The sequence below is a fragment of the Salipiger sp. IMCC34102 genome, from assembly GCF_004145405.1.
In the GTDB taxonomy this organism is placed as follows: domain Bacteria; phylum Pseudomonadota; class Alphaproteobacteria; order Rhodobacterales; family Rhodobacteraceae; genus Loktanella.
Window position 1 is genome coordinate 1 of sequence record NZ_SELQ01000014.1, and the last position, 14,342, is coordinate 14,342.

The window sequence follows — 14,342 nt, forward strand, 5'->3', positions numbered from 1 at the left end:
CGACTACATCGAGATGTTCTACAACCCGAAGCGCAAGCACGCGAGAAACGGAATGCTGTCGCCGCTCGAGTTCGAGCGGCAGCAGAAACTGAGGCACGAAGGCGTCTAAGAAACTCGGGGCTATTCAAACGGAGAACTGAGTGCGTTCACTCAAGCCGGTCAAATCGCGCCAAGCAAGACGCGGGCGGTCGCTTCTTGATTTAGAAGATGAAGATCGAAGCGCCGATCAAGCTTACTTTTCACTGCCCAATGCATCGACAAACACTGTCCTTGGCCTTGTGTTTTCGAGGTCGGCGCGCTGTCCATCCAACTTGGGTACATTCCGAGATCTTGGCCTCGACCACCCCGGCGAGGTTGGCAGGCGACCTTCGTAAGCTATCTTCCCTTCTGACCGGACGCCGAACGGCGTCGTGCCCTTATCCACCGGAAGGAAATTATCCGTGAAATCACTTCTCACCGCCGCGGGACTGCTCGCCGCCTTCACCGCAGCCGCTCAGGCGCAGACCGACATCACCGTCTCCTCCAAGATCGACACGGAGGGTGGGCTTTTGGGGAATATCATCGCCCTCGCCCTGGAAGATGCCGGGCTGCCCGTCGAGCGGCGGCTCCAGCTGGGCGGCACGCAGGTTGTCCGCGAGGCCCTTCTGGCCGGGCAGATCGACCTCTATCCCGAATACACCGGCAATGCGGCCTTCTTCTTCAACGAAGCCGACAGCGATGTCTGGAAGAACCCGCAAGAGGCCCACGACCGCGCGGCGGAGCTTGACGCCGAAGCCAACGACGTCACCTGGCTCGACAGCGCGCCGGCCAACAACACCTGGGCCATCGCCGTCACGGGGCCCCTGGCGGAAGAGAACGACCTGACCACCATGTCCGATTTCGGCGCCTGGGTTGCGAACGGGGGCGACGTGAAGCTGGCGGCCTCGACCGAGTTCGTCTCGTCCCCCGCTGTCTTGCCCGCCATGCAGGACACCTACGGTTTCGCGCTTTCGGAAGACCAGACCGTGATCCTGTCGGGCGGTGATACGGCGGCGACGATCCAGGCCGCGGCGCGCGGTACCTCGGGCGTGAACGCCGCGATGGTCTACGGCACCGACGGCGGCATCGGGGCGACCGGTCTCGTGGTGATGCAGGACGACGAGGGCGTGCAGCCGGTCTATGAGCCCACGCCCATCGTCCGCGCCGAGGTGCTGGAGGAATACCCGGAAATCCCGGAGGTGCTGAACCCGATCTTCAACGCCCTCGACATGGAGACGTTGCAGGAACTCAACGGCCGCATCCAGGTCGGCGGTGAACCGGCGGAGGCCGTGGCACGCGACTACCTCACACAGAGCGGCGTGCTGGACTGATCGCTTGATCGCCGCCGGACGATCCACATCGCAGGCCTGGCGGGGGTTTTCCCCGCCGGGCGTCTTTTTTGCCGTCCTCGGGATGGCGGCACTTCTGATCCCCTTCATGAGTATCGCCGCGAACCGCATCGTGGCGGGTGACAGCGTGTTGGCCTGGCGCGTCGCCAGCCCCGTCGAGACGCTGCCCGGTGTCGCCGCAATCGTGCTGGGCCTTGCGCTCGGCGTGCCGGCCGGGCGGCACTACCTGCGCCTCGGCGGCGCGCTCCTCGGGCTGGGAGGCCTTTTCTGGCTGCTGATGCAAGGCGCCCCGGCATTGCTGGAGGGGGCCGACAGCGCCTACGCCCGCGTCTCGCCCGCCATGGGCTTTTGCTGTTTGCTGTTGGTCTTGACCCTGATGATGACCGATGCGCTGACCCAAATGGCACCGGGGCCGCTGGCCCGAGCCGGACTGCTGGCCGCGGTGCTGTGCGCCTTGGCGGCGATCCTCTGGTCGGGCGCGTTGGCGCCGCTGTCGATCTTCCAGGAATACGCCAGTCGCCAGGCGCAATTCGCCGACGCGGTGCTGCGCCATCTCGCGCTGGCGTTCGGCTCGCTCGCCACGGCTGCCGTCATCGGCTTCCCGCTCGGTATTCTCTGTTATCGCCGCGCGCAGCTGCGAGGCAGCGTTCTTCCCGTGCTCAGCCTTCTGCAAACCATTCCGTCGCTTGCCATGTTCGGGCTGATGATCCCGCTTCTGGGCTGGGTCGGCGACAACCTGCCCGGGGCGCAGGCGATCGGCATCGCGGGGATCGGCTTCGCCCCCGCCTTCCTGGCGCTCGTTCTCTATTCTCTTCTACCGGTCGTCGGGAATACCGTCGCCGGTCTCGCCTCGGCCCCCGCCGCCGCGCGCGACGCCGCGCGGGGCATGGGCATGACGTCGACCCAGCGCCTCTTGCGGATCGAGCTGCCCCTCGGCTTGCCCGTCATCCTGACCGGTCTGCGCATCGTTCTGGTGCAGAACATCGGCCTTGCGGTGATCGCGGGTCTCATCGGGGGCGGCGGGCTCGGCACCTTCGTCTTCCAGGGGCTCAACCAGACGGCCACCGACCTGATCCTGCTGGGCGCGCTGCCGACGGTCGCGCTGGCGCTGACCTCGGCCATCGTCATGGACATCCTCGTCGAGTTGGCCAAACCGATCCCGAAGGACACCGCATGATCGAGATCGACAATCTGACCAAGACCTACGGCGACACGCAGGCCGTCGATGCCGTAACGATGACGGTCGAGACGGGCTCGATCACCGTCATCGTGGGCACGTCCGGATCGGGCAAGACGACGCTCTTGCGCATGATCAACCGGCTCGAGGAACCCACCTCCGGAGAGGTGCGGATCAACGGCAAACCGACCCATGCCGAGAAGCCGCACCTGCTGCGCCGCCGGATCGGCTACGCCATCCAGGGGCACGGGCTGTTTCCGCACCATACCGTGGCGCGCAACATCGCCGCCGTGCCGCGGCTGCTGGGTTGGAAGAAACCCAAGATCCGCGCGCGGGTGGACGAGCTGCTGACCCTCTTCTCGATGGATCCGGCGGCCTTCCGCGATCGCTACCCGGCAGAACTGTCCGGTGGCCAGCAGCAGCGCGTCGGCGTGGCGCGGGCGCTGGCCTCGCGGCCCGAGCTTCTGCTCATGGACGAGCCCTTCGGCGCGCTCGACCCGATCATCCGGGCGCGCGCGCAGGACGATCTTCGCCGCATCCAGCAGCATCTGGGATCGACCATCATGCTCGTTACCCACGACATGGAAGAGGCGATCCGCCTGGGCGACAAGGTCGCGGTGATGGACGGCGGCAAGCTCGTGCAATACGCCGCGCCGGCCGAGATCATCGCCAAGCCCGCCACGGATTTCGTCGGCGACATGGTGGGAGATGTCGACCGGCCGCTGCGTCTTCTGTCGCTGATCCCCCTGTCGGAACTCATCGAGGACGGCCCCGCCGAAGGGGAGGCCATGCCGGCGGACGCCAGCCTGCGCGAGGCACTGGCCGCCTGCCTCTGGACCGGGCGTACCGCCGTGCCCGTCACGCGCGAAGGCGTTCACGTCGGCCGCGTGACCTTCGAGGCGATCCGAAATCGCGCGGAACTGCACGCGTGAAGATTGGGCTGATCCTGCGCCCCCTGCTGGTGCTGTTGCTGCTGGCGCTCGTGCTGCGGCCGGAGTGGTTCCTGCCCCTCTTCGCACCGCTGGCACCACAGGGCGCGCCGGCGATCTACGCCCGCAGCTCTCTGCTGTCGCTGTCGCTCAGCCACCTCGGCCTCGTCGCAGCGGCGACCCTTGCGGCGACCCTTGTGGCCGTGTCGCTCGCCATCTTCGTCACCCGCCCCGCAGGTGCCGCCTTCCGGCCGCTTTCGCGCACCATCGCCAACATGGGGCAGACGTTTCCGCCCGTGGCCGTGCTGGCCCTTGCCGTGCCCATGCTGGGCTTCGGCGCCGGGCCGACACTGGTGGCGCTGTTCCTTTACGGCCTGCTGCCGATCTTCGAAAATTCCGTGACCGCCCTGACATCGCTGCCGCCTGCGGCGATGGAAGCGGCCCGTGGTATCGGCCTGAACCGCTGGCAGAGGCTCCTGCGGGTCGAACTGCCCTTGGCCTTTCCGGTGATGCTCACCGGCATACGGCTGTCGGTGGTGATCGCCCTCGGCACGGCGACCATTGGCTCCACCGTCGCGGCCCGAACCCTGGGCGAGGTGATCATCGCCGGGCTCTTGACCAACAACACCGCCTTCGTGCTGCAGGGCGGCCTGATCGTGGGCCTCTTCGCGGTCTTGATCTACGACGCCTTGATCCAGATCGAGGCGTTCCTCGCCAAGCGAACCGGTGCCGGGTGACGCCGAATTTCCAGCGCCCGAGCGATGGTGCATTCGAAGGATCCGAAAGGACAAACGGGCCTGCGACCCAATCTTGACCGAGTTGCAGGCTCGCTTGCCCGGACACCCGCCATCGGAAATTCGACATCAGCTACGCTCGCGGTCCAACCCACGGGAATGGTGAGGAACCCCATCCATGCGCCCGGTCGCGAGACGATCCGGCGAGTCGGGAATGCCCCAGACAAGACAACAGGCGATGATCGGCGGATCGACGCTCGCGGCGGAGGGGGCCACCTCTATCGGCTGTCCGCGGAGGCGGGTTCGGAGGACAAGGGCGCAGATTGCCTATGGTCCCCCGGATCGACCTGGCTACATTGATGACCGACAGGTAAGCCACAGGCAGAACCGAGGGCCAGGTGTTCGACGACGATCTGAACCGAGTATATTGCGGACCCGCCCCGGACCCCTCCGATCTGTGGGCAAGCTGGAACCTCGATCCCGTGCTGCTGGCCTGCCTGGGCGTGCTCGCCTTCGCCCTCGGCCGGCGTCGCGGCGGGGCCTGGGCCGTGGCGGTCCTGGTCGTGGCCTTCGTCTCACCGCTTTGCGCGCTCTCCGCGGCGCTGTTCTCTGCCCGGGTGGTGCATCACGTCCTGCTGGTCGCCGTGGCCGCCCCCCTGATCGCGAGCGCCTGGCCCGCGCGGCGGACGTGCCAGGCGGTGCCGGCCTTCGTGGTCGCGACGGCGGTGCTGTGGGGCTGGCACCTGCCGGTGGCCTACGATGCAGCGCTCGGTCACGTGGGGGTCTACTGGCTGATGCAGGTGTCGCTGTTAGCAAGCGCGATCTGGATGTGGCGCGCGATCCTCGCCCCCGGCCTCTCCGCGGTGGAGGCGCTGTCGCTCACCGTCGCCGCCTTCGCGCAGATGGGCATGCTGGGGGCGATCCTGACTTTCGCGCCGGACCCGCTCTATGCCGCGCACGTCATCGCCCCTTATGCCTGGGGGCTGACACCCCTGCAGGATCAGCAGCTTGGCGGGGTGCTGATGTGGGTGCCGGCGGGACTGCCCTACGCCGTGCTGGCGGTCTCGCTCGCGCGCCGGAACTGGTTGGCGCTGAAGGCGGGCCTGAGCGCATGAGCGACTGGCTTCCTTGGGCGATCGCGATCTTCAAGGGCGCGCATATCACCGCGCTCATCCTGTGGTGCGGCGGGCTGCTTGCGCTGCCCCTGATGCTGTCGCGCCACGACCCCGCCGTCACGCCGGATGACTACCAGCGGATCCGCCGCGCGACGCAGACGACCTACGCGGTCATCGTCACACCCGCGGCAGTCATTGCCGTGGTCGCCGGAACCTGGCTGATCTTCCTGCGCGAGGTCTTCGTGCCTTGGTTCTATGCCAAGCTCGTCTTCGTGGCGGCGCTCGCGGCGGCGCATGCCTGGATCGGGCATCTCGTCGTGCAGGTGGCCGAAAAGCCCGGCCGGGATTGTCCCGCACCCCCGGTCTGGCCGATCAGCGCGACCTTCGTCCCGGTGCTGGCGATCCTGTTCCTCGTGCTCGGCAAGCCGGACCTCGTGGGGCCGATCGACCTTCCCGAGTGGCTTCTCAGCCCGCGGAACGGTCAGCTGCCTTTCGACGTGCCCAGATGATAATCGAACACAAGCTTGCCGCCGTGCCACCCCGTGAAGGCCACCATCGCCACGCCCAAGGCCGAGAGCAGGATGCCGTAGGGCAGCACCGCGTCCTCGTAGCCGTAGAGCCTGTGGCCCCAGTTCGCCCCCAGCACCGAAAGCAGGGTCACGGCGATGATCGCATGGGTCCAGGCCGCGGGCCGGGCGCGGATGCCGCTGACCAGCAGCAACTCGGCGGTGCCGGAGAAGGCCGCGAGGACGCCGAACAGGAAACCGGTGCCCGCAGCCCAGAGTGCTGCGCGCGCCCAGAACGCGTCGCCGGTCCACCAGTAGATCATGTCGGCGCCAAGAAGGCAGAAGGACAGCGCCACCGGGAAGGCGACGCTCATGGCGTGGATCGGGTGACCGGCCACCGCGATGAGGGTTTCGGTCTCGTTGTAACCCGGATCCTCGGCAATCGGGTCGACCAGCTTCTCGTTGCTCTGGTTGACGTGTTCGTCGGTCATGTCGGCAGGGGCCTTCGATTCGGTTGCGGGGCACTAACGTGTAGCCTGCTGATTGGTTGCGGTGGAGAGCTTTCCGTCGTCGATCCGGCCGGTCCCGCCGCGCGGACCATCGCCACGCTGTGGTGGGTGATGCTGGCGGGCGCCGGAGGGATCCTTGGACTGGTGCTGCTGCTGCTCGGCGCGGCCTTCCGGACGCGGGGGCGCGCCCCCGACGAGGGAAGGGACGTCAAGGTCTGGATCGTCGGGCTCGGCCTGGGGTTCACGATGTCGGTCCTGGCCGCCTTGACGGTCTACGGCGTCTATTCCGGACAGCAACTGATGCCCCGCGACGGGACCGACGTGGTCAGCGTCCAAGCGGAGGCCCGACGCTGGAGCTGGAGCTTTGCCTACGCGGACCGGCCCGGTCACATAACCGACGGCATCATGCATATTCCGGCAGGCCGCCCCGTGGATGTCGCCATCACCAGCGCCGATGTCGTCCACAGTTTCTGGGTGCCGCGTCTTGCGGGCAAGCTGGATGCCATCCCGGGACACGTCAACACGATCAGGATAGAGGCCGATATGCCGGGCACCTACGAGGGCCTCACGGCCGAATACAACGGCCCCGGCTACAGCGACCACGGGTTCGCCGTGATCGCGCACGATCCGCAGGCCTGGGCCGATTTCGTCGCGGGAGGTGACCGATGACCGCGCTGCGCCGCCATCGCAGGCTGTCGGCCATCTGGGCCTCCGAGCCCGGCTGGAAAGGCTGGACCAGCAGCGTGAACCACACCGATCTGGGCCGGATGTTCCTCGCGACGTCCTTCTTCTTCTTCTTCGTGGGCGGCGTACTGGCGATGCTGGTCCGCGCGCAACTGGCCACGCCGCATTCGGCTTTCGCCGATGCCGGCGCCTTCAGCCAGTTCTTCACGATGCATGGCACCATCATGATGTTCCTCTTCGCCATTCCCACCTTCGAGGGGCTGGCGATCTACCTGCTGCCGAAGCTGCTGGGGACGCGCGATCTCGCCTTCCCGCGGCTCACGGCCTACGGCTACTGGTGCTACGTCTTCGGCGGGTCGATGCTGTTGGTGGCGATGGTGCTGGGGATCGCGCCGGACGGTGGCTGGTTCATGTATCCGCCCCTGACCGGCCCCTTGCATTCGCCGGGGATCAATACCGATTTCTGGCTGATCGGCATCACCTTCGTCGAGATCTCGGCGATCGCCGCCGCGGTCGAGCTGACCGTCTCGATCCTGAAATACCGCGCGCCGGGCATGTCGCTCGACAAGATGCCGATCTTCGCCTGGTATGCGCTGGTCACCGCGCTGATGATCCTCACGGGCTTTCCGCCGCTGATCCTGGGGTCGGTGCTGCTCGAGCTCGAGCGTGCCTTCGGTCTGCCGTTCTTCCAGGTCGAGCTGGGGGGCGACAGCCTGCTGTGGCAGCACCTCTTCTGGCTGTTCGGCCACCCGGAGGTCTACATCATCTTCCTGCCCGCCGCCGGCGTGATCTCGACCATCATCCCGGTGATGGCGCGGACCACGCTGCTGGGCTACGGCTGGATCGTCGCCTCGGCCGTGGCGCTGGCCTTCCTCAGTTTCGGGCTTTGGGTGCACCACATGTTCACCACCGGCATTCCCTTCATGGGGCTGGCGTTCTTCTCGGCCGCCTCGACGCTGGTGGCGGTGCCGACGGGGGTGCAGGTCTTCGCCTGGATCGGCACGCTGTGGAAGGGACGGCCCGAGCTGCACCTGCCAATGCTGCATATCCTGGGCTTCTTCGTCACCTTCTTGATCGGCGGACTGACCGGCGTCATGGTGGCCGTGGTCCCCTTCGACTGGCAGGTCCATGACACGGCCTTCGTCACCGCGCACCTGCACTACGTCCTGTTCGGCGGCTTCGTCTTCCCGATCCTGGCGGGCATCTATTACTGGTTGCCACTCTTCAGCGGCCGGCGGCGTTTCTTCCGGTTGGGAGAGCTGGCCTTCGCCTTGATCTTCCTGGGCTTTCACGGCACTTTCCTCGCGATGCACTGGGTCGGTCTTCTGGGCCAGCGCCGCCGGATCGAGACCTACGACGCCGAGACGGGCTGGGGCACGATCAACCTGATCTCCTCGATCAGCAGTTTCGTCATGGCGATCGGTCTGGCGATGGTACTGGTGGATCTGCTGATCCATGCCTTCGTCTCTGTGCGCGCCGCGCGCAATCCCTGGAAGGCCGGGTCATTGGAATGGGCCAGCATGTCCCCGCCGCCGCCCTACAATTTCGCAAGCCTTCCGCAAGTCGACACGCGCGATCCCCTGCACGGCGATCCGGATCTGCCCAACCGGCTCGCCCGGGGCGAAGGGTACCTGGGCGATCCGGCCACCGACCGGCGAGAGACGCTGACGGTCAGCATCGGCGCGGCGCGCCCGGACTTCATGGTGATCTACCCGGGCAATACCCGCTTGCCGATCGTCATGGCGGCGGTCACGGGACTGTTCTTCCTGTCGATCTTGCTGAAGCTCTACTGGGTGACGCCTTTGGCGCTGGCTGGGGTGGCCGCCCTGGCGGTGGTCTGGGTCTGGCGGCTGGGAACGCAGATGGATCAGGGCCCGCAGGAGGCGGGCAGGGGGGTCACGCTTCCGCTCGCGGGCGAGACCGAGAAATCGCCCGGCTGGTGGGGGTCGGTCTTCCTGCTGGTCGCGAATGCCACCTTCTTCGGCTCGTTGCTCTTCGGGTATGCCTTCCTCTGGACGGTCGCGCCGGGTTGGCCGCCGCAGGAATGGCTGGCCCCGTCGCTGCTGGAATTCGGCGCAGGCACGCTTGCCGCGGTGATCGCCATGCTGGCGCTTCGGTTCGCCATCCGCCGCAACCGCCGACACGGTGGCGCGCTGCCGAGGCTGGCACTGGCCCTTGGAGCCACCGCGGTCACCGCGCTTGTTTTCGCCACCCTGCTGGTCCGGCTGCCGCCGGCGGACGGTCATGCCTATGCTGCGACGCTCTTCGTATTGGGCGCCTACGGCTTGTTTCACGCGCTGCTCGTCGGCTTGATGCTGGCCTTTGTCATCGCGCGCGTCCGGCGGGGCTATGCCTCGGCGGTGCGGGTGGCGGAGTTTCACATCGTCCTGCTCTGGACCGATTACCTGGCCGGCATCACGGTCCTGAGCCTGCTTGCGGCGCACGTGCCGGGCGTTCTGGCGTGAAGGACGTGCTGCGTATATTGCTGCCGCTTCTGGTGTGGCTGGCGAGCTTCAGCGCCATCTATGGCCTGCATGGCATCGGCTGCGCGGCAGGCTGGCCAGACGTTGCGCTTGCGGGCAGCTCGCTTTTCCGCCTGGCCCTGCTTGCCGCCTGGATTGCCGCCATCGTCCTTCAGGTGGCCATCCTGATCGCCTTGCGGTCGACCCGGTTCCGGGCGGACGAGGGTTTCGCCTATCGGGTCAGCGTGGCGCTGGCCTGGGTCGGGGTGGTCGCGATCCTCTGGACGCTGTTCCCGCTGGCCACCGTCGCGGAGTGCCGGGTGATGGGCTGACCACCCCGCGTGAGGATCCGAACCGATGACCGGAAGGCCAATTTGGCGCGGGGGGCTGCGGCATCTGACGGGCACTGGATCTTCCGCCCCGCAGGGATAGGCCCGTCGCGGTGCACCATGTCTTCGGTTGCGCAGTCAGAGGGTGCGACCAAACAAGCTGACCTGCCAAGCGGTTTCCATGCCGTCGCGGCCTGAATCCCATCGGCGGTCACGTCGGTCCGGTCAAGCGGCCGCGCCTTCGGCCGCGCGCGTCGCGAGGGGGATCTCGATGTGGAACGTGGTGCCATGGCCAAGTTCGCTGCGGTAGAAGATGCGCCCCCCCATCTGTTCCATCATCAGCTTGGCGATGGTCATGCCCAGTCCCGTACCCTCCTTGCTTCGGGCGGATGAACTGTCGATCTGCGCGAAACGGCCGAAGACCTTCTCCTCCGACCCTGCGGGTATGCCCATTCCGGTATCGGTAACCCGGATATCCACGCATTCGCCCGCCAGGACGGTTTCCACGCGAACGGCGTCACCTGCGTTCGAGAACTTCACCGCGTTCGAGACGACGTTCGTGATGACCTGCTGCAGTCTGAGCGTGTCGGCACAAACCTGTACCTGCCGCCCCTCTGCAAGGACCAACCGCACGTCGCGCTGATGAGCGTAACTTTCGAGATCCTCCAAGGCCGCCGTCAGGACAACCCGCACTTCCAGCTCTTCGAGATCCAGGTTGAAGTGGCCGGCTTCCAGCTTGTGCAGGTTGAGCAGGTCATCCACGAGCTTGCCCAGCCGCTGGCTGTTCCGACGCGCGATACCCACACCCCGCCGGGCCGTCTTTGGGATATCTCCAAGCTTGCCTGCGTCCAGAAGATCGAGCGTTCCGCGGATCGAGGTGAGCGGCGTGCGCAACTCGTGACTGATGACGGAAACCAGCTCGGATTGCAGGCGTACCGTTTCCTCGGCACGTTCCTTGGCGACGAGAAGGCGTCGGGCCACTTCTTCTTCCTCGGTGACGTCGATCATGCCGATCGTCCAGCCCAGCAGGGGCCGTTCAGGGTGCACGGGATCGTCGACCACGAGGATGCTCGGGCGGTAGGCGCGACCGTCGATGATGTCGTGGCGGTGGGCGTCGATCTCCCGGCCGGCGGGCAAACTCGTCGCAAGTTCGTTTACTGTATTTTGCATCGTCGCGGAATCGGGCCCATCGAGCAGCTCCCTGGCGCGAGAATTGACGGAAACAATCTCGCCCTTTCGGTTCACGATAAGCTTGGGGTAATCCGCTTCTCGGAACAGGTGGCGTTCTCCGACGACCTCGACGCTCAGAAGGCGGCTGTTGATCAGGATCCAGCCATAGGCGACCAGCGACAAGACAAAGGCGTAGGGCGTGGGATCGACACCCCAGATGGTGTGGCCAAAAAGCAGGTAGGCCGCGTTGGTGATCACGGGCACCATCGTCATCATCAGCAGGTTGCCGAAAAGCGGACGGAAATAGGGGCTTGCCCGCCAGAAGCCGAGCACCGAAACGACGCTGGCGAAGACAATCCAGACGTAATTGTGAACCAGCATGGCATAGAAGGCCCATCCCCAATCCGGGACGATCGACGGTCGATTGTCCAGGATCGAGAGGGGCGTATCGGTATGGACCAAGGCTTCGTAAGCGCCGTTTGTCGCGGCCAGCAGGATCATCGTCAAAGTCGAGACCGCCAATCCGGGGTAGCCCCACCTTCTGACGCGCTTGACCTGAATCGGACCGAACTCCACCATGAAGAGCGACCAGCTGACCGTTCCGAATGTCAGGGCAGGCAGACTCAGCGTATACCACGTGATCTTGCAGGCCGCGGTGGGCGAGGCGACCTGCAGGACCGATGTTCCAAGCCAGACCGCCAGACCGATGTGCGTCAGGACGAAAAACTCATGCCCCGGACCGATGGGACGACGAGTGACCCAGGCAATGACGCCGAGGATGAGGACGAGAATCGCGACCCCGACTTCAGCCGCGCTATCGAAGACAAGATTCTCTAGACAGGCCAATAACCCGCTCCCGTTTTTACTCTTGAAACACAGGTTCGGACAGGATGGGCCGAACCAAACGAACTTCCGCGATCAGAACCGGAAATTCGTGGCATTTGAATGGCATTGGAACGGCCCTGTCGGGCCGGGAGAGATTGAATTTCGCGCAAGTGGCGTTGTTCGACCGGGCCCCTGGATCCGGCGCGTTTTTGCGCTGCAACAGCGTTATTGCCAGCGGCTTCCCCACGGCACGTTGAGTCGCAACCTCCACACCGCCAATCGCGCGGCCTGCTTTCAGGCTGCGACGTCGTGCGGACCTAAAGTACTTAAATGAATCTTTAAATTTCAAAATGTCGCAGGAACCGATCGCCGCAGGATCGGCTTTGTCCGTGAGCGCTCCCATGCGCGCTGCTACGGAACGAGACTTTGAGTGCTGTCTGAGGCGACCTCGCGCACCAAGCCCCTATGCTTAGATAAGAGGTGGAGTTAAGGTGACAGACGATCGTCTGCATGTATTGCATGTCGCTCTGGGTGGCTGCCTTTCGGCGCCTCCTGTGCCTTACGGGCTGACCGAGGACACCGGCGGCCATATCGCCTTCGTCCTGGGCGCCGCCGCGGAGCAGGCCGCGCTCGACACGGTAAGGCATGTGACGATCGTGACGCGCGGTTTCGAAGATCCGCGGCTCGGGCCAGGGTATGCACGGGACGAAGAGCCCTTCGGTCCCAAGTGCACGATCCGGCGCCTGTTCACCGAAAACCGCGCCTATCTCGCCAAGGAGGCGCTCGACGAAGAGCTTCCGCGTCTGGAACAGGCGTTTCTGCGGATGTTGGAAGAGGGTCCGCGCCCGGACCTGATCCACGCCCATTTCGCCGACGCGGCCCGGCTGGCCCGCGCGGCGCAAGAGCGGTTCGGTATACCTTGGGCCTATACGCCGCATTCCTTGGGGATCGACAAGGCCCGGACGGGCGCGGCAGGCCCCGAGCTTTCGAAACGGATCGACCAGGAGCGCGCGGCCATCCTCCACGCCGGCGCGGTCATTACCTCTTCGCGCGACGAGGCAGAACGACAGGTCGCCGCCTACGGGATCGAGGCGCAAGGACGCGTGCACCGGGTCGATCCGGGGGTCGACGCGATCCGCACCACCGATACCCGTGCCGCCCGGCGCCTGATCGCGCCGTTCCTGCGGGATCCGGACAAGCCGATCGTCCTCGGAATCGCCCGCCCGGTGCGCAAGAAGAACCTCGCGGGCGTCCTGCGGGGCTATGCGTCCGATCCCACGTTGCGCGAGCGGGCGAACCTCGTGATCCTGTCTGGCCTGCGCGACGGCCTGACGGACGGCTGCGCCGAGCAGCGCGCGGTGATCGCGGAGCTTTTCGACCTGGCGGACCGGAACGATCTGTGGGGCAGCATAGCCATGCCGCGACAGCATGCCCCGGAGGACGTCCATTCGCTCTATGCCCTCGCCGCGCAGGGGGGCGTCTTCGTCTCCCCCGCCTATCACGAACCCTTTGGGCTGACCGTCGTGGAAGCGGCACAGGCCGGTGTGCCGGTGGTCGCGACCCGTCACGGCGGACCGCCCAGCATCGTCGAGCAGATCGGCGCAGGGGCGCTGGTCGATCCCGGCGACGATGCAGAGATCGGCCGCGCCATCGCGCAAATGTTGCAGTCGGATGCCCGAGCAAATGAGCGGGCGCGCCTTCGCGCACGGGCCGTCTACAGCTGGCCGGGCTGGGTACGCCGGGTCGACGGGATCTACCGCGATCTTCTGGCCGCACCCGCACCCGTTTTTCGGGCCGATCTGCTGCTGGCCAGCGACATCGACGACACGCTGACCGGCGACCGTGACGGTGCCGCGGCGTTCGGGCGCTGGCTCTCGGCCCACCCCTCGGTCAGTTTCGCGGTCGTCACCGGCCGCTGCGTCTCCGAGGCGCGCCGGGTGTTGGCCGACTGGGCGCTGCCCGTGCCGCGAAGCTGGATCACCTCGGTCGGGACAGAGATCTGGCGTCCCGACGGCAAGGGCGGGCTGGCCATGTGCGACGACTATGCAACGGCCATCTCGGACGGATGGGACGTGGACGGAATCTCGGCGGCATTGTCGGACCTGGGGCTGACCGCACAGGACGGCTACGAGCAGCGGCCCTGGAAGCGCTCCTTCCTTGGCACGGTCGCGGATGCGCGCCGGATAGAGGTGCGCCTCGCGCAGGCCGGTTTCCCCGCCCGCGTGATCCCCTCGCACGACCGTTTCATCGACGTGATCCCGGCGCGGGCCGGAAAGGCCGCCGCCGTGCGGTTCGAGCTCGATCGCATCGGTCTGCCCGAGCGATCCTGTATCGTGGCCGGTGACAGCGGCAATGACGCGGACATGCTGGCGGAGCTGCCACTTGCCGTGGCCCCCTCGAACGCGCGGGCCGAGATCGACCATATCGCGCATCCAGGCCTCTATCGCGCCACCCGACCCCATGCCCACGGCGTGATCGAAGGGATCGAGGCGCATATGGCACGGCGGCCTATGCCGCTCGTGGCGGAGTAGGCGC

14 protein-coding genes are annotated in these 14,342 nt (G+C 66.3%); 11 read left to right on the plus strand and 3 right to left on the minus strand.

Annotation, left to right across the window (positions count from 1 at the left end):
- From EU805_RS17970 to EU805_RS16715, 7 genes are all read left to right on the plus strand, one after another.
- Positions 1–109 (plus strand): IS3 family transposase (locus EU805_RS17970; RefSeq protein ID WP_370318198.1); only part of this gene is annotated, 109 nt, incomplete at its 5' end.
- A 331-nt stretch (positions 110–440) separates the two neighbouring features.
- Complete coding sequence (locus EU805_RS16690; RefSeq protein ID WP_207208133.1) at positions 441–1,349, plus strand: ABC transporter substrate-binding protein; 909 nt, start codon at positions 441–443, stop codon at positions 1,347–1,349.
- A 106-nt stretch (positions 1,350–1,455) separates the two neighbouring features.
- On the plus strand, positions 1,456–2,544 hold the full coding sequence (locus tag EU805_RS16695) for an ABC transporter permease (RefSeq protein ID WP_129765120.1): 1,089 nt from the start codon (positions 1,456–1,458) through the stop codon (positions 2,542–2,544).
- Positions 2,541–3,476, plus strand: a complete 936-nt coding sequence (locus EU805_RS16700) for an ABC transporter ATP-binding protein (RefSeq protein WP_129765121.1) — start codon at positions 2,541–2,543, stop codon at positions 3,474–3,476. Before EU805_RS16695 ends, EU805_RS16700 begins: the two co-directional genes overlap by 4 nt.
- Positions 3,473–4,210 carry an ABC transporter permease gene (locus tag EU805_RS16705; protein WP_129765122.1) on the plus strand — a complete coding sequence of 246 codons (738 nt, stop codon included), beginning with the start codon at positions 3,473–3,475 and terminating at the stop codon, positions 4,208–4,210. Before EU805_RS16700 ends, EU805_RS16705 begins: the two co-directional genes overlap by 4 nt.
- A 395-nt stretch (positions 4,211–4,605) precedes the next feature.
- Complete coding sequence (locus tag EU805_RS16710) at positions 4,606–5,322, plus strand: cytochrome c oxidase assembly protein (protein WP_242494215.1); 717 nt, start codon at positions 4,606–4,608, stop codon at positions 5,320–5,322.
- The gene (locus tag EU805_RS16715) at positions 5,319–5,831 is read left to right on the plus strand and encodes a CopD family protein (RefSeq protein ID WP_129765123.1); all 513 of its coding nucleotides are present in this window, start codon (positions 5,319–5,321) and stop codon (positions 5,829–5,831) included. Before EU805_RS16710 ends, EU805_RS16715 begins: the two co-directional genes overlap by 4 nt.
- Here the strand turns inward: EU805_RS16715 and EU805_RS16720 are convergent.
- On the minus strand, positions 5,804–6,319 hold the full coding sequence (locus tag EU805_RS16720; protein WP_129765124.1) for a DUF2231 domain-containing protein: 516 nt from the start codon (positions 6,317–6,319) through the stop codon (positions 5,804–5,806). The two genes, EU805_RS16715 and EU805_RS16720, sit on opposite strands and share 28 nt — an antisense overlap.
- A gap of 129 nt (positions 6,320–6,448) precedes the next feature.
- Between EU805_RS16720 and EU805_RS16725 the strand changes: the two genes are divergently transcribed.
- From EU805_RS16725 to EU805_RS16735, 3 genes are read left to right on the plus strand one after another with little or no spacing between them, the layout of a single operon-like run.
- The gene (locus EU805_RS16725; RefSeq protein ID WP_242494216.1) at positions 6,449–7,006 is read left to right on the plus strand and encodes a cytochrome c oxidase subunit II; all 558 of its coding nucleotides are present in this window, start codon (positions 6,449–6,451) and stop codon (positions 7,004–7,006) included.
- Positions 7,003–9,486: a cytochrome c oxidase subunit I gene (gene ctaD, locus EU805_RS16730; RefSeq protein ID WP_129765125.1), complete on the plus strand. Its 2,484-nt coding sequence runs from the start codon at positions 7,003–7,005 to the stop codon at positions 9,484–9,486. The genes EU805_RS16725 and ctaD overlap by 4 nt, the downstream gene beginning before the upstream one ends.
- Positions 9,487–9,491: 5 nt before the next feature.
- Complete coding sequence (locus EU805_RS16735; protein ID WP_242494217.1) at positions 9,492–9,815, plus strand: hypothetical protein; 324 nt, start codon at positions 9,492–9,494, stop codon at positions 9,813–9,815.
- Between the two features lie 222 nt (positions 9,816–10,037).
- On the opposite strand, the gene EU805_RS16740 is transcribed toward EU805_RS16735, so the two are convergent.
- Positions 10,038–11,828, minus strand: coding sequence for a histidine kinase N-terminal 7TM domain-containing protein (locus tag EU805_RS16740; RefSeq protein ID WP_129765127.1), 1,791 nt, complete (start codon positions 11,826–11,828; stop codon positions 10,038–10,040).
- Between the two features lie 16 nt (positions 11,829–11,844).
- Positions 11,845–12,210: a hypothetical protein gene (locus tag EU805_RS16745; protein ID WP_129765128.1), complete on the minus strand. Its 366-nt coding sequence runs from the start codon at positions 12,208–12,210 to the stop codon at positions 11,845–11,847.
- An 88-nt stretch (positions 12,211–12,298) separates the two neighbouring features.
- On the opposite strand from EU805_RS16745, the gene EU805_RS16750 reads away from it, so the two are divergent.
- Entirely contained in the window at positions 12,299–14,338 is a 2,040-nt protein-coding gene (locus EU805_RS16750) for an HAD-IIB family hydrolase (RefSeq protein WP_242494218.1), read from the plus strand.
- Positions 14,339–14,342 lie beyond the last annotated feature (4 nt).